The 24,448-nt window shown below is 32.7% G+C and carries 20 protein-coding genes; 9 read left to right on the top strand and 11 right to left on the bottom strand.

Annotated elements, in window-relative coordinates; genetic code table 11:
- Position 1: 1 nt before the first annotated feature.
- The gene (locus NH341_RS08885; protein WP_073183903.1) at positions 2-940 is read right to left on the bottom strand and encodes an ABC transporter substrate-binding protein; all 939 of its coding nucleotides are present in this window, start codon (positions 938-940) and stop codon (positions 2-4) included.
- A 101-nt stretch (positions 941-1,041) separates the two neighbouring features.
- On the opposite strand from NH341_RS08885, the gene NH341_RS08880 reads away from it, so the two are divergent.
- The 5 genes from NH341_RS08880 to NH341_RS08860 are packed head-to-tail and all read left to right on the top strand — an operon-like array spanning position 1,042 to position 4,996.
- Positions 1,042-1,545 (top strand): bifunctional adenosylcobinamide kinase/adenosylcobinamide-phosphate guanylyltransferase, encoded by a 504-nt coding sequence (locus NH341_RS08880; protein ID WP_047788714.1) that lies wholly within the window; start codon positions 1,042-1,044, stop codon positions 1,543-1,545.
- A 3-nt stretch (positions 1,546-1,548) separates the two neighbouring features.
- Positions 1,549-2,586 carry a nicotinate-nucleotide--dimethylbenzimidazole phosphoribosyltransferase gene (cobT, locus tag NH341_RS08875; protein WP_253056532.1) on the top strand — a complete coding sequence of 346 codons (1,038 nt, stop codon included), beginning with the start codon at positions 1,549-1,551 and terminating at the stop codon, positions 2,584-2,586.
- 2 nt (positions 2,587-2,588) lie between these two features.
- Positions 2,589-3,359 (top strand): adenosylcobinamide-GDP ribazoletransferase, encoded by a 771-nt coding sequence (locus NH341_RS08870; RefSeq protein ID WP_253056530.1) that lies wholly within the window; start codon positions 2,589-2,591, stop codon positions 3,357-3,359.
- Positions 3,344-3,871: an alpha-ribazole phosphatase gene (gene cobC, locus NH341_RS08865; RefSeq protein WP_253056528.1), complete on the top strand. Its 528-nt coding sequence runs from the start codon at positions 3,344-3,346 to the stop codon at positions 3,869-3,871. The genes NH341_RS08870 and cobC overlap by 16 nt, the downstream gene beginning before the upstream one ends.
- 12 nt (positions 3,872-3,883) lie before the next feature.
- On the top strand, positions 3,884-4,996 hold the full coding sequence (locus NH341_RS08860) for an ABC transporter substrate-binding protein (RefSeq protein WP_253056526.1): 1,113 nt from the start codon (positions 3,884-3,886) through the stop codon (positions 4,994-4,996).
- Positions 4,997-5,301: 305 nt separating this feature from the next.
- Here NH341_RS08860 and NH341_RS08855 read toward each other — a convergent pair whose 3' ends face one another.
- The 8 genes from NH341_RS08855 to NH341_RS08820 all read right to left on the bottom strand — a co-directional run bounded on the left by NH341_RS08855 (position 5,302) and on the right by NH341_RS08820 (position 14,873).
- On the bottom strand, positions 5,302-5,919 hold the full coding sequence (locus NH341_RS08855; protein WP_253056524.1) for an alpha-ketoglutarate-dependent dioxygenase AlkB: 618 nt from the start codon (positions 5,917-5,919) through the stop codon (positions 5,302-5,304).
- Positions 5,920-6,095: 176 nt separating this feature from the next.
- On the bottom strand, positions 6,096-7,292 hold the full coding sequence (locus tag NH341_RS08850) for a hypothetical protein (protein ID WP_159615017.1): 1,197 nt from the start codon (positions 7,290-7,292) through the stop codon (positions 6,096-6,098).
- Between the two features lie 84 nt (positions 7,293-7,376).
- Entirely contained in the window at positions 7,377-9,824 is a 2,448-nt protein-coding gene (locus tag NH341_RS08845) for a M1 family metallopeptidase (protein WP_253056522.1), read from the bottom strand.
- Positions 9,825-9,927: 103 nt separating this feature from the next.
- Positions 9,928-12,660: an IPT/TIG domain-containing protein gene (locus NH341_RS08840; RefSeq protein ID WP_253056520.1), complete on the bottom strand. Its 2,733-nt coding sequence runs from the start codon at positions 12,658-12,660 to the stop codon at positions 9,928-9,930.
- An 81-nt stretch (positions 12,661-12,741) separates the two neighbouring features.
- Positions 12,742-13,293: a DUF4252 domain-containing protein gene (locus NH341_RS08835; RefSeq protein WP_253056518.1), complete on the bottom strand. Its 552-nt coding sequence runs from the start codon at positions 13,291-13,293 to the stop codon at positions 12,742-12,744.
- Between the two features lie 57 nt (positions 13,294-13,350).
- A complete protein-coding gene (locus NH341_RS08830) occupies positions 13,351-13,866 on the bottom strand; it encodes a DUF4252 domain-containing protein (protein ID WP_047788704.1) in 516 nt (171 codons plus the stop codon).
- Positions 13,867-13,906: 40 nt separating this feature from the next.
- Positions 13,907-14,377 (bottom strand): hypothetical protein, encoded by a 471-nt coding sequence (locus NH341_RS08825; RefSeq protein ID WP_253056516.1) that lies wholly within the window; start codon positions 14,375-14,377, stop codon positions 13,907-13,909.
- On the bottom strand, positions 14,364-14,873 hold the full coding sequence (locus tag NH341_RS08820; RefSeq protein ID WP_253056514.1) for an RNA polymerase sigma factor: 510 nt from the start codon (positions 14,871-14,873) through the stop codon (positions 14,364-14,366). Before NH341_RS08820 ends, NH341_RS08825 begins: the two co-directional genes overlap by 14 nt.
- 158 nt (positions 14,874-15,031) lie before the next feature.
- On the opposite strand from NH341_RS08820, the gene NH341_RS08815 reads away from it, so the two are divergent.
- A complete protein-coding gene (locus NH341_RS08815; protein ID WP_253056512.1) occupies positions 15,032-16,480 on the top strand; it encodes a S41 family peptidase in 1,449 nt (482 codons plus the stop codon).
- Positions 16,481-16,642: 162 nt separating this feature from the next.
- On the opposite strand, the gene NH341_RS08810 is transcribed toward NH341_RS08815, so the two are convergent.
- Entirely contained in the window at positions 16,643-17,536 is an 894-nt protein-coding gene (locus tag NH341_RS08810; protein WP_253056510.1) for a DUF72 domain-containing protein, read from the bottom strand.
- Complete coding sequence (locus tag NH341_RS08805) at positions 17,533-18,492, bottom strand: patatin family protein (protein WP_125344893.1); 960 nt, start codon at positions 18,490-18,492, stop codon at positions 17,533-17,535. Before NH341_RS08805 ends, NH341_RS08810 begins: the two co-directional genes overlap by 4 nt.
- A gap of 150 nt (positions 18,493-18,642) precedes the next feature.
- Here NH341_RS08805 and NH341_RS08800 point away from each other — a divergent pair, with 150 nt between their 5' ends.
- From NH341_RS08800 to NH341_RS08790, 3 genes are all read left to right on the top strand, one after another.
- Entirely contained in the window at positions 18,643-19,689 is a 1,047-nt protein-coding gene (locus tag NH341_RS08800) for an oxidoreductase (protein ID WP_253056508.1), read from the top strand.
- 178 nt (positions 19,690-19,867) lie between these two features.
- On the top strand, positions 19,868-22,813 hold the full coding sequence (locus NH341_RS08795) for an amidohydrolase family protein (RefSeq protein WP_253056506.1): 2,946 nt from the start codon (positions 19,868-19,870) through the stop codon (positions 22,811-22,813).
- Positions 22,814-22,879: 66 nt separating this feature from the next.
- Positions 22,880-24,178, top strand: a complete 1,299-nt coding sequence (locus tag NH341_RS08790) for an amidohydrolase family protein (RefSeq protein WP_253056504.1) — start codon at positions 22,880-22,882, stop codon at positions 24,176-24,178.
- Positions 24,179-24,448 lie beyond the last annotated feature (270 nt).

Below are 24,448 nucleotides of genomic sequence, written 5' to 3'. Positions count from 1 at the left end.
CTTATAAATTAGCAACCATCAAATCATGATAATTTGCGAATTTTGTTTGTAAGTTTTCTGGAAGGGTATAATACGCTGGATGAATCATTTTTGCCAAACATTCAATTCCTTCCACCAAAGTACCAGCAGAAGATTGTGTAAACATGGCAAAGTCGGCAATATACACTTGTTTATTTTTTACCGCTCTCAAAGAGGTCCACTCTTCTCTTTCTTCTAAAAATTTCATATCTTCAAGAGTTCTATCAATTCCGTATCCGCAAGGAGCGATAATCAATACCTCTGGATTGTATTTTACAATTTTATCCCAAGAAATTACAATACTATCTCCTGATGGATGCGATAACAAATCAATTCCTCCAGCATAGCCTATTTGATGAGGAATCCAGTGCCCGCAGTTAAACAACGGGTCTATCCACTCTAATAACATCACACTTTTCGATTGGATTCTATGTTCACGTTGCACATCTACAATATCATAAATACGTTTTTTCAATCCACTCACATATACCTCTCCTACCGCTTCCTGCTTCATCGCTTTTGCAATGGTTAACGCATTCTCAAAAACGTCTTCTAAAGAATTGGGAGTAATTGATATTAATTCTGGAACTTTAGGTAATTTATAAGCTGATTTTGCCACAGATTCTGTATCTATCTGGCAAACATCACATACATCTTGTGTAAAAACAATGTCGGGTGCGATACTTTCCAAAACAGGTTCATCAACATAGTACAACGTCTTTCCTTCTGCCTTGGTTTTAGAAAAAATAGCCGTTATTTCTTTACTCGTTAACACTTTTCCTTCCAACTTATATCGAACAGCTACTTCTTTTTCTTGTAAAGCTACTTCTGGACACTCAAAAGTAATTCCGTTTAAATAGTTCTGTAAGCCCATGTCATAAATCATTTGGGTTACTGCTGGCATAAAAGAAGATACTGTCATAATTCGTGGTTTTAGTTCAGCAAAAATAAACAGTTCTCTATTTTAATTTGTTTTTTATTAAAAATCTTTCCAATCTTTGTGTCAATATAAAATACGATTTCATGATATATTATATCTCAGGAGGTGAACGTTCTGGTAAAAGTAGCTATGCTCAAAAGCTAGCCGAATCTTTATCTGACACCCCTATTTACCTAGCCACCTCTCGTATTTGGGATGAAGATTTCAAACAACGAGTTGACAGACATATTTCTGATAGAGATGAACGTTGGACCACTGTTGAAGAAGAAAAATGGTTAAGTAACGTAATTTCTGAAAAACAAACTGTCGTTGTTGATTGTGTTACACTATGGTTAACGAACTTCTTTGTAGACACAAAATATGATATTGAAAAGGCGTTAGAAATTGCCAAAGAAGAAATCAATAAATTGGTTGGAATAGACGCCAATATTATCATAATTTCTAATGAAATTGGTATGGGATTACATGCCAATTCCGAATCTGGAAGAAAATTTACACAACTACAAGGCTGGACAAATCAACACATAGCTAAACTAGCTGATAAAGCTACTTTTATGGTATCTGGACTTCCTTTAACTTTAAAATAACACATGACAACAACAATAACTCCTCTATCAAAAGATTTACAGAACGAACTTCAAGAAGAAATCAACTTCAAAACCAAACCTATTGGTGCTTTAGGAAGTTTAGAAAAAATCGCCATGCAAATTGGTTTAATTCAAAATACCACTACACCTGTACTCTCAAAACCTACTATTATGGTTTTTGCTGGAGATCATGGAATTGCTACCACAGGAAAAGTGAGTCCGTACCCACAAGAAGTTACACAACAAATGGTATTTAACTTTTTGCAAGGAGGTGCTGCTATTAATGTGTTTTGTAAACAGAATAACATTCATTTAAATATTGTAGATGCTGGTGTGAATGCTGATTTTGAAACACATCCACAGCTTACCAATGCCAAAATAGCAAAGGGAACACAAGATTATAGTACTACCAAAGCTATGACTTCAAAACAATGCCAAGAAGCTTTAGAAAAAGGAAGACAATTGGTAAGAAAGGTGTATAGTGAAGGTTGCAATGTTATTGGTTTTGGTGAAATGGGTATTAGCAATACGTCATCTGCGGCTTTGTTAATGAGTTATTTTACCAATACACCTATTGAAAACTGTGTAGGTAGAGGAACTGGAGTTGATGATAAAGGACTACAAACAAAAATCGACATATTATGTGAAGTCTATAAGTTACACGCCGATTCTATTTCAACACCTATGGAAGCCTTAACTGCTTTTGGCGGATTTGAAATTGTAATGATGTGTGGAGCCATGTTAGAAGCTGCTTCTTTAAAAATGACTTTACTTATTGATGGTTTTATTGTTACTGCTGCCCTATTGGCCGCTCATGCTATGGAATCTGATATTTTAGACTATTGTATTTTCTGTCATAATTCAGGAGAACAAGGACATCAAAAAATGTTAGAATTTTTAAATGCTGAACCACTTTTAAACTTAGGTTTACGTTTAGGTGAAGGCACAGGTTGTGCGGTTGCATTTCCTATTATTCAATCGAGTGTAAACTTTTTAAACGAAATGGCTACTTTTAAAAGTGCCAATGTTAGCGAAGCCTAGTTATGATAAAAAGACAAATCCATTATTTTTTAACTGCTGTATTGTTTTTTACACGAATTCCGTGTCCTAAATGGGTAGATCATTCTCCTGAAATACTCAACAAAAGCAGTCGCTATTTTTCTTTAGTAGGAATTGTAGTCGGAAGCATTGCAGCATTAGCCTATTTTGCTTTTTCTTATATTTTTCCTACGGATATTGCTATTGTAATTAGTATGATTAGTTCTATTTGGATTACAGGAGCTTTTCATGAAGATGGATTTGCCGATGTTTGTGATGGTTTTGGCGGCGGATGGACCAAAGAAAAGATTTTAACCATTATGAAAGATTCCAGACTCGGAACTTTCGGAGTAAGCGGTTTGGTCTTTATCCTAGCTATAAAGTTTTTAGCTCTATATCATTTACAAAACCTATCCATTGATTTAATTTTAGTAATTATCTCAGGACATAGTATTAGCCGATTTATCGCTACGGTTTTATTGTATACACATGACTATGTAAGAGATATTGACAGTTCTAAAATAAAGCCAACCACCAAACAAATGAGTAGTAAATCGCTACTCATATCAGCTATTTTCGGAATAGTGTCTTTGTTTTTCTTTCAAAAACCAATGGTGTTTTTAGTATTACTTCCTTTATTACTTACCTATTTATATATGGGGCACTTTTTTAAAAAATGGATTGGAGGTCAAACAGGAGATTGTGCGGGTGCTTTGCAACAAGTAGCTGAAATTGTTTTTTATCTAAGCCTGCTCGCCTTATGGAAGTTATTTTAGTACGACACACAACGCCTGATATTTCCAAAGGTATATGTTATGGTCAGGCAGATATAGGGGTTGCGACTACTTTTGAGGAAGAAGCGAGCGATATTCTAAAAAAAGTTCCTGTCAACGACGCTGATGTAAGGTATTATAGCAGTCCCTTACAACGTTGTAAGCTTTTAGCTGAAAAACTTTCAGCTAACGTAATTTTTGACAACCGATTGAAAGAACTTGATTTTGGTGATTGGGAGCTACAAAAATGGAACGATATTGATAAAAAAGAACTCGATATTTGGATGAACGATTTTGTGAAAACGCCTGCTAAAAACGGAGAATCTTACATCGATTTACACAATAGAACTACCAATTTTTTAACCGAATTAACAACCAAAAATCATCAAAAAGTTGTGCTAGTTACCCATGCGGGAGTAATGAGAAGCCTTTGGGCTTATATGAATAAAATTCCGTTGGAAAAATCATTTGAATTAAAACTAAATTACGGAGATACACTAACCTTCCACCTATAAAAATAGAGTACTATGAAACGTTATTTATTTATTCTTTCCTTATTTGTGTTCTTTACACAATGTAAACAAGAAACTAAAAAAACTACTGAAAAGAAAGCTGTACAAAGTACCGTAAAATACGCTAAGGGATTTGATATAATTTCTGAAAACGGAGTGAAAAAATTAGTGATTAAAAAGGCTTTTCAAAGCTCGCACGAATATTTTTCTTACACACTTACTAATAAAACCAACCTTTCTAAAAAAGAAATAAAAGTTCCTATTGAAAAAATGGTGGTTACCAGTACTACACATATTCCGATGTTAGAACTTTTGAATGCTGAAAATACTATTGTTGGTTTTCCGCATACCAAATATGTTTCTTCAAAAAGAACAAGAAATAGAATTGACGAAGGTAAGATTGTTGAATTAGGCTTGGAACAAGATATGAATACAGAAAAGTTGATTGATATTGAGCCTGAATTGGTTGTTGGTTTTGCACTTCATCCAAATACGAAACTATACCAAAACATCAAAAAAACAGGGATTCCTGTGATTTTTAATGGAGATTGGCTGGAAGAAACTCCGTTAGGAAGAGCAGAATGGATTAAGTTTTTTGGGGCTTTATACGGAAAAGAAAAGGAAGCAAACAGTATTTTCAACAACATAGAAAAGGAATACCTTAAAGCGAAAGAAATTGCTAAAAACAGCGATAAACAGCCAACCATTTTATCTGGAAGTATGTTTAAAGATGTTTGGAATGTTCCTGCGGGTGAAAGCTTTATTGCCACGTTTTACAACGATGCAAACTTAAATTACTTATGGAAAGACACGAAAGGAACAGGTAGCTTACCTCTAAGTTTTGAAAGTGTATTGGAAAAAGCACAACACGCTGATTTTTGGTTTAACTGTGGCTTGTATGCTACCAAAGAACAGTTAACTACCGCAAACATTCATTACAAAGAATTTGATGCCTTTACAAATAACAAGATATTTTCTATTGGGCATAACAAAGGTGAAACTGGTGGTTTAATTTACTTTGAACTCTCTCCTGTACGCCCAGATTTGGTATTGAAAGATTTGATAAAAATTACGCACCCTAATTTGTTGCCAGAATACGAATTGACTTTTTATAAGGAAGTGGAGTAATGTAATTATGAAAAAAATAAAATTCTTATACGAAAAATATTATTGGCAGTTTTGGTATCTAATAGGACTAATTCCTGCATCCTTTTGGCTAACACCTAGATCATTCGATAAAGTCGGTTATATCTTAACATTTATAACCTTTTTCATAATAGCTATTCCTTTTGCCCTAGTTATATGGACTGTAAATGTATTTTTTCAGTTTATGATTTCCTTACTTTATTCAGGAATAAAGGAGAAAAATGTTAAATTAATTTTTACAGCTATATTTATTCTTATTGCTATTTTATACTTTATTTTAGGTATCATTAACTTGTAAGCTTAACAATCGTTCTAAACGTTAAGTTCACCCGTGGTCGGTGGACTTTTTTTGTAGGCGGTAATCGGTGTAGCCAATGGGTTTGGATTTCGTCCTTCATTACCAATAACGAACCGTGTTCTAATACTTTGTACACCGTTTCTTTGGTCTGTTTGTGTTTAAAACCAAAGCGTCTTTCTGCTCCAAAGCTCAGCGAAGCAATCGCTCCGTTCTTTTTTAAATCTTTTTCCCCATCACTATGCCACGCCATTCCTTCTGAACCATCGTGGTATAAATTCAACAAACAAGAGTTGTAGGTTTCACCTGTTTTCTTTTCAACCAATTCTTTTAACGCTAACAATTCTCTCGTAAACGGTAACGCTGTTTTGGTAATGTTCGAATACGAATATTCAAAAGGTTGCTCTGCATACCAAGCTACTTTTCGTTTGGTTACCATGCGTTTTCCAAAAATAATAGCTTCGTCATTGCGCCATTCAATGGAATTTAATAAAGCTTCGTAATAATGGTCTGCTAGTTCCTTAGATAAAACTATTCCGTAGTAGTTTACTGTTCCATCTTTCGGAAGTAAGTTTTTAGGTGCATCGTCAAATTGTGAGAATAAGTCCATCGTTGTAAAAATACGACTAAATAATAAACGTCATAGCGAGGAGGTTATTGAGTCTTTCGACTTCGCTCAAGATAAACTGAAAGATCGAAATAAGCGACGTGGCTATCTCATCATTTCAAAAAGATTCCTTCATCCCGCTCCGAAGTTTCGGAAACGGGATTTGGAATGACGATGTCTTAATTTCTAAACTTATTTCGTGTGATAATATGTTTGAGTTTCTGTTTTAAGTCGGTTCCTGTATCGTATACCATTTGTTCGTTAGAAGGAAACGCTACCGAAGTTTCATCGAGTAAATCTATAAACGATTTATCCAAAGCTCTTCTGTCTCCATCATAATCAGCATAAATATGTTCAAAAATAAACTCACTTTGTATAGGAAAACGATGTAATAACTGATTTGTTCTATTGTCAATATATTTTACAACACCTGTAACTTTACTACTCTTAAATTGTGTAAACTTATAAAAGTTACAACGTATTCTTTTAAACTTATCTACTTTTATTTTGTTTCCTAAACTGTCTTTTACATAGTTTCCGTTATTATCTCTTAAATACTTAAAACCATCTTTTATACGTCGTTCTTTAATAACTTCTTTTTCGTGTACTTGTTCAGGAGAAATTAAAATATCTGTAAAATCTAACTCTAAATCAAAATCATAACGAATATTTCTATCCTTTTTAGCGTGATATTGTGTCCATAAATCATTCAATCCATACGTATCAATCGCTAATAAATCTCTTTCTAATCTTTTTGGAATTATTTGATCTGTTCTATTTCTAACAGAAACATGTACATAATCAATTCCTTTAGCATGTGCTTCTTCTATTAAGTTTCTTGTATCTCTATAATTAGGACTAATATTGTCCAAGTGTCTTAATTCATCAAAAGCTCTTCTATAGTTAATTTTATTTCTATATCCTTCATTTAGCAAGGCTACACCATTTTCGTACAAGTAACCAGCATAGTTTTCTTTTGCCGCAAGAATTTCATCAGTATAATTAACAAGTTTAAACTTGGCATTTCTACCAGAAGATAAAATTCGTAATGGCAATAATGGTTTTATTCGCTCTTGTCTGTTGTTAAGACGTTGATACAATGTATAAATTGTTTCAAAGTTTTCAGGGTTTTGCTCTTTTTCTAAAAAAGAAATTCTATCTAAATCTCTATCTGTTGCTTTTCTAAAAGCTTCCTGAAGCATTAGCACATGTGGTTGATTCTTTTCTTTGGTTTTATTCTTAGCTAATTTTTCAATAGATAATGAAATTGCCTTGTCATAATTACCAGTATTAAGGGCTTTCTCAGTAGTTTTTACACTACTACAAGATGCCAATACTAGTACCGATAAAATAAGTAGTAAAGTAGTTTTTCTCATAAAGTTTAAGTTTCGCAAGAAAATTCAATTATTGTGCCAAAACTAAGTATTCTTTTTAACTTAAACTTTATGATTTTATACTATTTATTCAAGTAGCTTCGCCATAGCTATTTGAATAACTTTAAGATGCTTTTCTTTATTTGATGGCTTGTTAGTTTTTTGCATTTGAGCCATTTGACGTAACAAGTTAACTCCTACCTGATCAAAGTTATATTGTTTGTATTGAAGTCCTTTTGCTACAATATCGTCTGATAGGTTTTGAATAGCCTCTGTATTATTACTTTTTCCAATCTTATCAAATGCTTTTTTATACAATGATTGAATTTTCTTGTTCGGACTTAAAAACATTCCAGACATTACATTACTTGCAATGAAACTTAACTCTTCATCATCGTTTTCTTCTAAATAAATACGTGTTAATGGTGTTGCAATAATCTTTTTTACTGCTAAAGGCAATGTTTTTGATTTTTGAATGGCTAACTGCTTATCGATATAATACATTCCTACCAACGACTTTCCTAATACAGAATATGATTTACTTTCTAGCCCTTTTTCAAACACCGGTTTTAATGCCGGGTCTGTTAACTTTCCTAACGTTTCAATTGCCGCTGCTTGTACCAACGTTTTTGGATCGTTTTGAGCGATTTTCATAATTTGATCAATCACATTCTTTTTTGAATATTTATTGATTAAATTAATGTTCTCCAAGGCTAAAATCCTAATCTTATAAAAATCGTTATTCAGAGCGTCTGCAACGGCATTAAACGCTTTTTTATCATCTTGATGTTTTGCTACTTCTAACAAAGCTTCTCTTTTATGCACGTAGTTTTGAGCATATTTTAATTGATGAATATAATCGCTCAATACTTTATTTTCGTTAATATCGCACAACAATACCCCGTCTGCATTTACTTGAATTAAATCTGGATGGTTTGTAAAAGGAAAGGTAAATGACGCATCTCTACCCTCAACAAATACATTGTGTCTTGTCCTTTTACTTCCTTCGAAAACATCAATAGCAAACGGAAATTTAAATTCATTAAGTTGAGATTGAATAATATTTACGGTTACTGTTTTTCTTAGTTTATTAAAGTCATAAGAAATAGATAACTTCGGGTGTCCGCTGTTAAAATACCACTGATTGAAAAACCAGTTTAAATCTTTACCACTTACTTTTTCAAAAGCTAAACGTAATTGATGCGCTTCTCCTGTTCCATACTTATTATCTGTTAAATACGTATTTAATCCTTCGTAAAAAGCTTCGTCATCTAAATAGTTACGTAACATGTGCAAAATAGCCCCTCCTTTGTTATAGCTAACTGCATCAAACATATCCTCTTTATCATCGTAATAAAAACGAACTAAATGTTTATCAAAGTTTTGTCCGCTTTTATAACCTTCAATATCTTCAAACAAATGCGCGTCTGCCTCATCTTTTCCATATTTATGTTCTAACCATAAATACTCACTATAATTAGCAAAACTCTCGTTTACAGTTAAGTTACTCCAACTTTCAGTAGTTACTAAATCACCAAACCAATGATGAAAAGCTTCGTGTGCAATTGTGTTTTCTTGTACGTTTTCATCAATTAATTGCCCTGGTGTTTGATACGCTCTTTCCCCGTGAATTACTGCTGTGGTATTCTCCATTGCACCACTTACATAATCGCGCCCTACAATTTGCGCATATTTATTCCATGGATATTCTATTCCTGTAATTTTTGAAAAGAACGCTAACATTTCAGGTGTATTTCCAAAAATATCTTTTGCATACGGAGCATACTCCTTCTCTACATAATAATCTACAGGAATATCTTTGTATTTATCTTTAATAACCTCGTACTCTCCTACTCCCATAAAAAACAGATATGGGGCATGCTTTTGAGTAAAATTCCAATAATCGGTACGAGTTCCATCAGCATTGGTAGTTTGCTTTTCTAATTTCCCGTTAGAAAGCGTTACATACTTTTTCGGAACAGTAATATAAATTTCTTGTGATGTCTTTTGGTTTGGAGCATCTATTGTTGGAAACCAACAACTACTTGCTTCTGTTTCGCCTTGAGTCCAAATTTGAGTTGGTTTGTTTTTATCAAAACCTGTTGGATTGATAAAGTACAACCCTTTTGCAGATGTAATAGCAGCACTTCCTTTTTGTTTTACCCTTTCTGGTCGCGCCGTATACTTGATATATAGTGTAAACTCTTCGTTTCGCTTATAGGTACGAGGTAAGTTGATAATTAACTCATAGTCGTCATAATTATACTCTAGTGGTTGATTATTCATTGTTACTTTATGAATAATCATTGCTTTAGCATCTAAGGTAACCTTATCCGTTTCATAAAAATGAGGTGTTAAGGTTACCCATTCTTCCCCATTCATTTCTTTTTCTTGAAAGTTAAAATCTACTTTTAACTTCGTATGAACTAAATTATGAACTTTATCTCTTTCTGCTCTATAAACTTTATTTGATTGGGAAAATAAGCTTGCTGTAAAGAAAACAACAATAAAAACAAGGAGTTTGTTAAATTTCATATGTTTTTGTTTAGAGTTCAAAAATATGAAATTCTATTGGGAGGCTTGTTAATGAGCCGTTAAAAAGAAAAAGCCACCAGATAATCTGATGGCTCTTATATACTTAATATAAATCTTTATTTATATAATATTTATTTAAGGTTTTATTATCATAGCCATATAAGTCTTTTCCTAAACCTATATAAAAGACTCCATCTTTAATATGTATAGAATTATCAAAGCCTTTAATTAGCATGGGGGTTTTTTCTTTCCAATTATTTTCTATAAAATCATATTCATATATTCTATGTTCTTTACCTCCATCTGTTAAACCTCCTATATAATAAAGTTTATCATTATAGTACTTTAAAGCTACATTTTGATATGTACCAAAATGATTCCTTGGTCTTCCTATATAATTAAATTGTTTTGTTATGATATCAAAATAGAATACTTGTCCTTGCCAAGGATTAACAAAAATTTTATTGTCTCCGTAAGTTACTGTTTCATAATTGTAAGTGTTAAATTTTTCTCTATAAATTTTTTCTTTTGTTTTTACATTATATTCATATAACTTACTATAATCCATACCGTAAAGTATATCTCCTATTAAGATTCCTTTATTAACAAGTATGTCATTTTTTTGACTAGTCCAACTTTTATTTATTATATCATATTTATAAATATATTCATTAAGAGGTAATATTAATTCAGCATCTGTAACTGTCAACACCCTTTCTTCTCCCATAAAAGTTGAAAAAGGAGGTGGATTGTTATCAATCATATCCCATTTTTCAGAACTGTGATTAAATTTAAAGACTCCTAAATAATTAATAAAATACCAATCTTTAAAATTTGATCCAGAAATACAAGTTCCTAAAAGGTTAATATTATCAAGCGTATTATTGATCAGGTTATGCGGCTCAACTCCTTTTAAGGTTGCTATATCAAATTTTTGATCTCCTACAGATCCTGTAATTTTTATATCACCTTCTAGTTTTCTGTAATAAGGAAATTTAAACTCAGATTTTGTAGGGCTACTCGATATATTTTCACAATTTTCTCCATTTGCTTTAATGGACAATCTTTCAATATTATCTCCATATACGATATAATTATCTTTTCTTGTAGCTTCATTTTTACTAACTGAATGTACTTCTGATTTCTCTATTTCATATTCTACTTCATTTGACTTTTGTCCACCAACCTCTACGTATAATCTATGTGTACCAGGAGTTGTATTAATTCCTAATCTAAATTTAATTTCGGTATTCTTTACTGTATATGAAGAATTATTAGGGTTTGTAACTAGCTCTCCATCTATATAAATTTTATTAATTCTGCCATATCCGAAGTCGTTTCCTTTAATAGTAACGTTATCTGCGTACATGTAAACTTTTTTATCTAATGAGTTAATTTGAGGTGGATAAATTTGTATCATAGAAGAGTCATATCCAAATTGATTTTCTAGTTCCACTTTTAATTTACCCTCTTCTTCCATAACAAAACTTGGGTAATATGTATTTAAATGTAACCACTCGTTTAAGGATATCTTTATAGCACCATCATCATCTATTTGATAGTTATTTCCATACTTTACAGGGGTATTTCCTATTTTTAAATTATTTCTATCAATAAAAGCATCTGTTTTAATAACAACTTCATCTGTAAAGTGATATTTTGGTTTGCCAAACTCTAAAATTTTTGGAGCTCTCATTTTTACTGTAGCTACATCTACAAAACCATTAATCTCAATTTTTAACTCTGGATTGGAGGTATAAAAATATCTGTTTACTAATATTTTGATTTCTTCTTTATTGTAACTTAATAAAGTTTGATTTGATCCTCCTATAGTTACTCTTGGAATTTCATTTCCTTGTTTAAAATAATTTCCTTTAATCGTAACTATATCAAAAAAACCTATTGTTTCAGGGATAGTAGAAATAATATATGGACTAGTAGTTTGATAAAAACTTTTCTTCTCTGTAATTCTATCTAAAACTTTTAACTTTAAATCTACTTTCCCTTTTGATAAACCCTTTGGTACTATAACCAATAAAGTATCTTTATAATCAGTATACTTAATTTCTGTTTTAATATTATCTAACCATAACTCTGATATAGAATGGTGTAAATTTTTACCATAAAGTTTTAATACTTCTCCTACATACCTTTCTTTAGACTCAATAGAATCTAATATAGGGGCGTTTATTGTATATATGTCTTTTATGTTTTTGGTTATTGCACAAGTTCTTACTCCTAAACTTAGGTTAGAAGTTTTTAAATATGGAGGGATAACAACTTTCATTATGGAGTCTGAGACTGAAAAAGGTCTATATCCTCCTCCATTGAAATAAATTAGATTACGAAATTCAGAATCACAAAAATTTTTACCTTTTACTGTTAAAGTATCGTAAATAAAACCATTCTTAGGATAGATACTATCAATAACTATAGGTGTTGTAAAATTGCTTATAAATTCTAATGTATCACTAGTAATAATCTTATCTTTAAACTTTACAAAAGAAAAGGTTTTATAAATTGAGTCTTTTAATAACTTCTCTGTTATAGACGCATCAAAAAAACTTGACTGTAATCCTGTGTATTCTTTCTCATAGAATTCTTTTTTAGATTTTCTAAACCATTTTATTCCATAAGAAACAATGTTATCATAGCTAGTATTGTGAAACTCTAGTTCTGTCTTTGTACTTACTCCATTTATTGTATTATCGACAATATTGTAAGAACTAATTTTTACCTCATCAACTAAAGACTCTTCATTTTCTTCAGTGTCACACGATAATATACAAAACGTAATTAATGGCACTAAAAATAACTTTAAAGTAATATTTTTCATATAATTTTTTTGAAAATTTGCCAAATATATAAAAAAGCCACCAGGTAATCTGGTGGCTTTTTATATTCTTACTATTAATTTTTATTCTGTTTCTAATGATTTATCATCGAAAATCATTTTAAATTGCTTTAAATCTAAATTCCCTGCATCCATCTTAGCTTTTTGCATCATTTCCATAATCTTTCCAACATTCATGTTTTCTCCTAAAATTCGTGCAACTCCCACTCCCATTTCTTTTCCGTAACCAAAAGCTACGATTTCGTCAATAGCATCAGCATCTCCTGTGTAGTAAATTGCTGCATTCGCTCCATCTTTTTTGAATTTCATTAATTCTTTATAACTAGATTTTTTAAAGATAGCTTTCAGCTTTTCTTTTTCCGCCTCATAACTAGCTTCATCTAATTTCTTATAAGGAACTCCTGTAATATTTATTTTCTTTATGCTTTCATACGCTTCTTTATCTTGTTCAGATGCCTTATCCATACTTAACTGTAATACACTAGCGGGTACATCAAACGTAATAAAGCCTTCCTTTTCTTGGCTTTCTACCAAATAGCTTTGTAAAGATTCTGTTTTACAAGAAACTGTTACAAACGCTACTAGTAACATTGAGTATATAAATAGTTTTTTCATTGTTGTTAGTTTTTGATTAAAAGCAGCGTTAATTTGTTAACGCTGCCTTATTTGTTTTTATTTGTTCTTCTTTCCGTCTTTAGAAAACGTCTCTGCTAATTTTGACATTTTGTTGATGTCGATATTACCAGTTAACGAAACTATTACAGATTCTGGTGAGTTACCATTAGAATTTTTGTCTTTTACAAACATTAATACTTCGCTTACAAAGTCTTTGTTTTTTGTAGACTTTACATAGATTTTAACACGAGAATCTTTGTCTTTTACACGCATTAACTCTATTAAATTACTTTTTTTAATGGCAGACTTTACCATGCTTTCCATTTCAGCAGACACTTTTGCGCTTTCAGTTGAAAATACTTTTAATTCTTGTAAGTCTTGAATCATTTTAAAAACCTCCATTGCTTCATTATCTTCTGACTCTACTTTGAATTTAGATAAAATCTCAAAAGCATCTTTATTTACTACCACTGATGATACCTCATCTAGGTCTTCTAATTTATCGAACATTGATTGTCCGAAACTAACATTAGCTATAAATACGAATGCGAATAATAATATTACTTTTTTCATGATTTTCTTGGTTTATAAGTACTTGGTTTTACTTTCTTAATTAATTTACTGTGTTTATTACTTTGTTTACTGTTTCTTCGTAGGCTCCTAATTGTTCAATAGCATCATTTCCTTTTTTTAGGTTGTTTGAAACTGCATATAATGCATCGTTTCCTTTGTTTAGATTGACTGAAACTAGCTGCAACGCTTCTTTAATTTGTGCAAACTGTTTACGTTGTTGATACTTTTTGTACTCTTCATTACCCATGAATACACTAAATAGTAAGACTACTGACGCTGCTACTGATAACCATTTCCAGTTCTTCTTAGTTTTCTCAGGTTTTAACTGAATGGTTTTCGTAAAGGTTTCGTCTTTACTTTGTTTAAAATAGCTAAACATCATACTATATTCTTGCAAATGCGGTGCCACGTTGTTTGAGGTAAAATACTCTTGTAACGTTTGCTCTTCTTGCAATGTTGTTTCTGCGTCTAGGTATTTATCTAATAACTTCTCTATGTTAGCTAACTCCATAGTTGTGTTGTTTTATTAATTCTTGTCTTATTGCTTTTCTAGCTCTTGATAATGCTACTCTTACAGCTGTCGGTTTCATATCAACCATTTTACATATTTCATCAAAATCATATTGTTCAATATCTCTTAATTGTATGATTATTTTTTGCTGCTCTGGTAACTTCTCTATAAGCTCATGTACTCGGTTTACACTGTCTTTATGTTCTACTCTCTTTTCTAGAGGAGTGTCTTTCTCTTTATAGTTACTATGAACCAATGTTAAATTACTAGCTTGTTTAGACTTTAATCTGTCATAACAGTAATTCTTCGTCATGGTCATAGCAAATGCCTCTACATTTTTATAATTAGAGAGCTTCTCTCTATTTCTCCACAATTTAAAGTACAGCTCTTGTGTAGCGTCCTCAGCTTCTTCAGTAGAAACCAATAATCTTTTCGCTAAACGAAAGACTTTGTCTTTAAATGGTAATACAACTTTTAAAAAGTCCGATTGGTTCATGGTTTGGTTAATTAGTTTTGTAAGCCTATTAAAACAATTGCGTCTTATTTAACAGGTTTACATATCTACGACGACGCAGTTTCAAGTTTGTTACATCAATAATAAAAAAAATAATATTATTCAGTAAATTGCGTTGTTGTTACAACTAATATACTCTTATGAAATTATTAAAAGCATCCCTAATCATCTTTTTTTCAATACTACTTGTTTCATGTAGTGAAAAAGACGATGCACCCAAAAATATTGAAGTCCAAAATTTCGTTTGGAAAGGTTTAAACGCTTACTACTTATGGCAAGACTTAGTCCCTGACTTAGCTGACAGACGTTTTAATAACGATAATGAACTGTATAGTTATTTATCAGGATATGACGATCCTACTAATTTATTTTACAGTTTATTGTACATGCCTAATGAATACCCTAAAGATCCTAACAGAACCTATTCATGGATTGTAGACGATTATATTGCATTAGAAGAATCTTTTGCGGGAATACGTCTTACAAGTGGGATGAAATTAGAAGGAGCTGACTATGCTGATGGTTCTGGAGGCTATTATATATATGTATACGATGTTGTTACTGGTTCTAATGCCGATGCACAAGGAGTTACTCGTGGAATGATTATTACTGAGATTAACGGAACAACTATAACCAGAAGCAACGTAAATGATTTATTAGATAATGATACATTCACTATTCATTTAGCTGATTATAATGGAGGAAATCCTGTTAGTAACGGAACAACTATTACAGTTACCAAATCTCAAGTAACAGAAAATCCGATAAAAGTTACCAATGTAATTACTAGTGGTAGCCATACCATTGGGTATTTAATGTACAATCAATTCTCTAGAAACTTTGATGGAGAGTTAAATGCTGAATTTGCTAAGTTTCAATCAGCAGGTCTTACCGACTTAATCATCGACTTACGTTATAACGGTGGTGGTTCTGTACAAACAGCTACTTATTTAGGAAGTATGATTACCGGACAGTTTACTGGTGATTTGTTTGCGAAACAAGTATGGAATCATAAAGTGATGGAGGTAACAAACCCAGATTTATTAATCAATAACTTTACTAATCAGATTTTAAATAAAGACCAACAAGGAAATGTAGTATTAGATGAAGCTATTAATAGCTTAAACCTAAATACTATTTACTTTATAGTTTCTGATGATTCTGCCTCTGCATCCGAATTAGTTATCAATGCACTAAAGCCTTATATTGATGTAAAGTTAGTAGGAACTCAAACTTACGGAAAGCATGTTGGTTCTATTACCTTATACGATTCTGACGATTATACTCGTAATGGCGATAACTTAAAGAGTCATACGTGGGCAATGCAACCTATTGTATTAGAAATTCAAAATAAAGATGGTGAAAATGCTCCTGAAGGGTTTATTCCTGAGGTTATCATTGATGAAGATCCAGGTAACTTAGGTATTTTAGGAGACCCTAACGAACCTTTATTACAAAGAACCATTCAATACATTACTACAGGAGCAAAAGGAGTACCTACCATGAAAAAAGGAGTTCAATTTTCTCCATCATGGAATTCAAATATGATGCGCCCTGATTATAACAATATGTATGTGGAGTTAAAATAAAGAACAAAACGATATAAAATAAAATCCAGCTTACTCAGCTGGATTTTTTAATACTATTTATTCAATAACCTACCATCTTATTACACACGACACTAGCATACGGTACCATTAGACACCATTGTCTTGTGATTAAAGACAGTACTGTCTGAAGTTTAAGACAAATTACAACAAACTCATTTGTTGGTTATTCTCTTCATTAGGAATCTTTAAATCAACTCCTAATTCCTTATTTAGCTTTTTTATAAAGTAGGCTGCCAACAATGGTGATTCTACTTCTAAATTTTGATGGATAAAAAAGTGAATATTCTCTAATCCTAAATCATTCCATTCTTTTAAGCGAACTACCCAATCATCCAAACGTGTATAATCTGATGGGTGATTTGCTCCAACATAACGAACAAAAGCCTCGTTATTCGTTAAACGCATATGCATCATATCTCTTCTACCTGCTGTATCTACTAACACATTGGCTATGTTATGTTCTTCAAACAGCTGTGTAAACTCTTCAAACACCGTTGTGTCTTCAAACCAATCCGGATGGCGTACTTCTATAGCCAATGGTATACCTTTAGGCCAACTTACTACAAAGTTTTGTAATCTATCAAAGTTTTTATTTCCAAAATTAGCATGTAACTGTAAAAAGATGGTACCTAACTTCTCTTGCAAATGTGAAGCATTGTCTAAATACACATTTACCGCATCTTGTACACCCTGTAAACGCTTCCAATGGCTTATCTCCTGCCCTAGTTTGGGAAAGAATTTAAAGTTCTCAGGAGTTTTAGCTTTCCACTTTTCAAACTGTTCTGCAGGAAACTGTCGGTAAAAAGTAGCATTAAGTTCTATAGAGTTAAATTGTTTCGAATAATACTCCAATTCATCTTTAGTTCCTCTCGGATAAAATCCTTTCAAATCTGCTTTATTCCATTTTGCACAGCCCACATACACATTAGGTTTACCACTCTTTTCATAAGAGTTTAATAGCTCTATTGTTTTAGGGTGTGTTTCAGGTAATGTAAAATCTATTAACTCTGGTTGTGCTACTTTTCCAAACTTCATACTTCACTATTTTCTATTCCTTCCTCTATTTCTTGATTATCTACCATCTCTGGTCTAAACTCTGTCATTCTATCATCATTCAGCTTTTTCGCATACTTATAGCCCGATTTCCACCATTTCTTCATTTTCTCTTTATCAAAAACTAACGAATTGGTTGTTAATACCGTTGGCGTATAGTATAAATTCAGCTTTACATTATGTTGTTTTGCAGAAAGCTTTCCTATGGTAATATTATGTCGCTCAACATTCTCCAACATAAAATCAAAGGTATCCATCATCAGCGAAAAAGGGTTCTTAGCAGGCAATCTGTTCATTTGTGTTACTTCTGTTGCTAAAATAATGGCATCCACCTCCGTTGCTCCTCTTGCTATGGCTTCTCGTATAGGTATTAAACTTCCAAAACCACCGTCAGCATACTGACAATGATCTTTTTCTAGTAAACTCATAAAAGGTACATAATTGCACGAACCCCAAATCCAATCGCAAAAATCTTCATATTCACATTCTAAGATAGATTTGTACTCAATTTGATTCGCGGTTAAATTGGATACTGTTACTACAACCTCTTTATTCAGCCTTCTAATTTCGTCGTACATTTCTTTAGTAACACTTTTACTTATAAGCTTTCGTAAGTTTTTACTCTCACCAAAAGTTTTACGACCATTTAAAAAGTTCCAAATCGTGTTTCTATGTCGTATAGAAACCACCTTTTCTCCATGTACCGATTTTACTCTGAATGGGCTGTTACTAAAAATAGCTTTTTGATCTACCGATGTATATATTTCTTTTAATTCATCAATCATACCCAAAGCCAAATGCGAAACCATCAAACTACCTGTTGATGTTCCTAAAAGCATGTCGTAATCTTTATTTTTATTTTTCATCAGGTATTGTGCAACACCGCCTGCAAAGGCTCCTTTACTTCCTCCTCCTGAAATTACTAAGGCTTTTTTCATTGATTTAAGTTTGGTTTTCCTATTTTTAGTTCTGTAAAAATATCAAAAATATGGAACCAACATAGGTAAAGTAAACTTTCTCTACATATTTACTAATTAATTTAAATTTCTAAGGTTACTTGCTCCATTTAAAACAACTAAAACAAACACATGAAACGATTATCATTCCTTTTCTTACTCTCTTTAACAATACTATCTTGTAAGCAAGAAAAGAAAGCCCCAAGAACTTTTGAAACTATTAAAATTACCGAGTTTAAACAAGATAGTACCAGTATTAGAGCTATACTAGCTATTAGTAACGATGAGTTAATTTTTGCAGGCTCTAAAGGAGATATTACAACAACAAAAAATGGTGGTAGAACATGGCAAACACAAAGTTTAAAGTATAACGATACTATTATACCGCACTTTAGAAGCATTGCTAAAAATGGTGAAAATATATTTGCCTTATCGGTAGCAAACCCAGCCTTACTATATAAAGGATATGAAAACAAATATGAATTGGTATATAAGGAAGAACACGAAAAGGTTTTTTACGACTGTATGCAATTCTTTGCCGATAGAAAACATGGTATTGCCGTTGGTGATCCTACAGAAGATTGTCCGTCTATTATTCTTACCTCAGACGGAGGAAATACGTGGACAAAACTACCTTGCTCACAGCTGCCTACTTTTGAAGAAGGAGAAGCCTTCTTTGCTGCTAGTAACACCAATATTGCTATTGTAAACAATACTGTTTGGATAGGTTCTGGAGGAACCAAAGCACGTATTTTAAAATCTACCGATTTTGGAAACACTTGGGAGATTTTTGACACCCCAATTGTACAAGGTAACGGACCACAAGGAATTTACTCTATTGATTTTTATGATGAAAACCATGGAATTGCTATTGGAGGAAACTACTCAAAACCGGAAGACAATAACGCTAATAAAGCAATTACTACCGATGGTGGTAAAACATGGACACTCGTAGCTAATAATACCAATCCTAATTACAAAAGCTGCGTACAGTATGTACCTAACACGAACGGAGAAGAAGTTTTTGCTGTTGGAAAAACCGGAATATCATTTTCTAACGATGGTGGACATACTTGGAAACAAATAAGCAAGGAAAGCTACTATGCTATTCAGTTTATTGATAGTAATACAGCCTGGTTATCTGGTCATGAAAAGATTGGAAAACTAGTTCTTAACTAAACTATCTTAGGGCAATTAAACAAAGAACTATAAGAAAACCCATTTTAAGTCTATTAGGCAAGCCTTGGTGGATTAAATTCTTGGCTATCACCCTGTGATTAATTCTTAATGTTTTGTTAAAAGGAATTGTTTTCCTCTTTAACTATCTATTTTTATAAGCTAATCAACTCAATATTAAATGAAAAAAATACTATTCTTACTCTTATCCCTGTGTATTAGTAGCTCTTTTGCACAAGAGTACTTTCCTACCAACACAGGAGTAAAGTCATCCAAAAACAGCGTGTATGCATTTACCAATGCTACTATTTATGTTACACCTACCCAAGTAATAAAAAAAGGAACACTACTTATTAAAGACGGAAAAGTTGTTGCTGTAGGTAAATCCGTTAACATACCTAACGAAGCACAAGTAATTAACCTAGACGGAAAGTCTATGTATCCTTCGTTTGTAGATGCCTATTCAACCTTTGGTATCGCAAAACCTAAACGTGAAAGTGGTCGTGGTAAAAGACCACAATACGATGCTGGTAGAAAAGGATATTACTGGAACGACCATATTCGTCCTGATGTAGATGCTGCTGCTGAGTTTAACTTTGATACTAAAAAAGCTAAAGAATTATTGTCTTTAGGTTTCGGTGCTGTTAATACACACCTAGAAGACGGTATTATGCAAGGTAACGGAGTTTTAGTTGCTTTAAACCCTAATAGTTCTGATGCTTACAGAATATTAGACAAACAATCAGGAAACTACTTATCGTTTTCTAAAAGTGCTAAATCACGTCAAAGCTACCCTACTTCACGTATGGGAGCCATGGCATTATTACGTCAAACATATTTAGACGCTGACTGGTATGCTAAAGGAAATGCAAAAAATACCGATTTAGCTTTAGAAGCTCTAAACAGTAAAAAAGAGTTACCTCAAATATTTAATGCAGGTGGATATTTAGATAATATGCGTGCTGATAAAATTGGTGACGAATTTGGAATTCAATATACCATTGTAGGTGGCGGTAACGAATATGAAAGAATCAATGATATTAAAGCAACCAATGCTACGTACATTATTCCTATTAATTTTAGAAAGGCATACGATGTATCAAACCCTTTCTTAGCAAATAAAATTGCGTTAAGTGATATGCGCTCTTGGAATCAAGAACCAGCAAACCCTTCAATTTTAGCAAAAAACAAGGTTCCTTTTGCATTAACTACATATAAGTTAAAAGAGGCAAAAGAATTTAGTAGTAACCTACAAAAAGCAATTACTTACGGATTAGATAAGACTACAGCTTTAGAAGCATTAACTACAGTACCTGCCAAGATTTTAAAGAATGATAAAATAGGAAATTTGAAAGCTGGTAGTTATGCTAACTTCTTAATTACTTCTGGTGATATTTTTGACAAACAAACTACTTTATATGAAAACTGGGTACAGGGTGATAAAAACACCATTAACTCAATGGATATTAAAGATATTACAGGTAAGTACACGTTAACAGTTAACGGAAAATCGTACGATATGACCATTACTGGTAAAGGAGCTAAACAAACAGCTGCTTTAAAAAGTGGAGATAAAAAGGTAAACAGTAAATCATCTTTTAGCAACGACTGGTTACATATAACTCTTAAAGATGGTGACAACTACACTCGCTTAACAGCATTAGTACAAAACAAACAACAAATTACGGGTACAGCTACCGACAACGATGGAAATGAAAGTACTTGGAATGCTACTTATACTGGAAAAGCTGACGCTAAAAAGAAAGGCGACAAGAAAAAAGAGACTACTCCTGAAGTAGTAGCTGTCTCATACCCAAATATCGGATTAGGAAACCCAACTGCTCCACAAAAAGAAACTATTTTAATTAAAAATGCTACGGTTTGGACTTCTGAAAACAACGAAGTACTAAACAATACCGATGTATTAATTAAAGATGGTAAAATAGCCAAAATAGGCACCAACTTATCTTCAAGAGGTGCAAAAGTTATTGACGGAACTGGTAAGTATGTAACCGCTGGTATTATTGATGAGCATTCACATATTGCTACTTCAGCAGTAAACGAATCAGGACATAACTCAACAGCTGAGGTTACTATTGAAGACGTTATCAACCCTAACGATGTAAATATTTACAGAAACATTGCGGGTGGTGTTACTTCTATTCAGGTATTACACGGTTCTGCGAATCCAATTGGTGGACGCTCAGCAATTATCAAACTAAAATGGGGAGAGAATGCTGACGGAATGTTATACAACAACACACCTAAGTTTATCAAGTTCGCTTTAGGTGAAAACGTAAAACAATCTAACTGGGGAGATTTAAATACCATTCGTTTCCCTCAAACACGTATGGGAGTTGAACAAGTATATATTGACTACTTCCAAAGAGCGAAAGAATACGATGCTAAAAAGAAAAGCGGACAGCCATATCGTAAGGATATTGAGTTAGAAACCTTAGCAGAAATTATTAATAAAGAACGTTTTATTTCTTGTCACTCTTACGTACAATCAGAAATTAATATGTTAATGAAAGTTGCAGAACAATTCAACTTTAACATTAATACGTTTACCCACATTTTAGAAGGATACAAACTAGCAGATAAAATGAAAGAACACGGAGTTGGCGGTTCTACTTTTGCTGACTGGTGGGCATATAAATACGAGGTTAACGACGCTATACCATACAACGCTGCTATTATGCACAACCAAGGAGTTACCGTTGCTATTAATTCTGATGATGCAGAAATGTCTCGTAGATTGAACCAAGAAGCCGCTAAACTAATTAAATACGGAGGTTTAAGCGAACAAGAAGCTTGGGCTACAGTTACTATCAATCCTGCAAAACTATTACACTTAAACGACCGTACAGGTAGTATTAAAGAAGGTAAAGATGCTGATGTTGTAGTATGGAGCGGAAATCCACTTTCAGTATATTCTAAAGCAGAAAAAACAATTATTGACGGAGCTGTTTATTTTGATATTGAAAAAGACTTAGAAAAGCGTAAAGCTATTAAAGCAGAACGTGCTAAGCTAATCAATATGATGTTACAAGAGAAGATTAAAGGAGGTAAAACACAAGCTCCTAAAAAGAAAACTCAGAAATTATTTCACTGTGACACAGAGTAATCCTCACAGAGAAATTTAGTAAGATTAACTACTAAGTATAAACTAATAGTAACAAAAATATAAAACGTGAAAATTAAATATATATATAACATAGTATGCTTCTTATTTATAGGAAGTATAATAGCGCAACAAACACCAGCACCCAAGCAAACTGAAGCTTATAGTATTGAAGGTGCTACAGCACATTTAGGAAACGGAGAAGTAATTGAAAACTCCTTAATCATGTTTTCTAACGGTAAAATAGCCCATGTAGGAAATGCTAATAGCAGAATTGCTCGTATGGGAACTGTTATTAATGCCAAAGGAAAACACGTATACCCAGGATTCATTGCGGCAAACACCTCTTTAGGTTTAGCTGAAATTGATGCTGTACGTGCAACAAGAGACTTTGATGAGGTAGGTTCAATGCTACCACACATCCGTAGTATTATTGCCTATAATGCAGAAAGTAAAGTAGTAGAAACCATGCGTCCTAACGGAGTATTAATGGCACAAATTGCTCCACGTGGTGGTGTTATTTCAGGAACCTCTTCGGTAGTACAATTAGATGCTTGGAACTGGGAAGATGCTACTATTAAAACTGATGACGGCGTTCACATGAACTGGCCTCAAGTATTCTCGAGAGGTCGTTGGTGGATGGGTGAAGATCCAGGATTAAAGCCTAACAAAAACTATCAAAAAAGCATTGATAAGCTTACAAAATTTTTCGCCAATGCAAAAAGCTACCTAGCAGGTAACAAAACACCTAAAAACTTACCATACGAAGCTTTACAAGGCGTTTTAAACGGTACACAAAAAATGTTTGTACACGTATCAGGAGAAAAAGGAATTACTGATGCTGTAAATGTATGTAAAGAATTAGGAGTTAAAAATATCGTGATTGTTCGCGGACAAGAGGCTGAAAAAGTTGCTGACTTATTAAAAGCTAACAATGTACCTGTTATTTTAGAACGTGCTCACCGTTTGCCTAATGGTGAAGATGCAGATTATGACAGACCTTTTAGAGTTGCTAAGATATTAACCGATGCAGGTATTTTAGTTGGTTTAGGTATGGAAGGAGATATGGAACGTATGAGTACACGTAACTTGCCTTTTTATGCAGGAACTTACGCTGCTTACGGGTTAGGTAAAGAAAAAGCCTTACAATTAATTACTCAAAACAATGCTAAAATTTTAGGTATTGACAACAACGTAGGAACCTTAGAAATTGGTAAAGACGCTACCCTATTTATTTCTGAAGGTGATGCTTTAGATATGCGTACCAATATTTTAAAAGATGCTTTTATCCAAGGAAGAAAAATTAGCCTAGAATCGCATCAAACAAAATTATGGAAGCGTTATGCTAATAAGTATAAAAATCAATAGAATGTCTTTCTAAACTAAGAGATAGCCACGTCATTATCATTCCTCGCTATGACAACAATTTTAACGTCATTCCGAGGAAGTATAACGAAGGAATCTCTTCAATTTAATAAACTATTAAACATCATTCCGTAAAAGAATGATGTTTTTTTATGCACGAATAATAGGTATGCGCTACTGTATGGTAACTTCATACACCACTGTATTATAACACCATACAGTAGTGTCGGGTGACTTCATACACTACTGTATGAAGCTTAATACAAACTAGTA

This window comes from Tenacibaculum sp. XPcli2-G (assembly GCF_024124505.1).
In the GTDB taxonomy this organism is placed as follows: domain Bacteria; phylum Bacteroidota; class Bacteroidia; order Flavobacteriales; family Flavobacteriaceae; genus Polaribacter; species Polaribacter mesophilus.
This window is presented reverse-complemented; position numbering and strand designations above follow the sequence as displayed.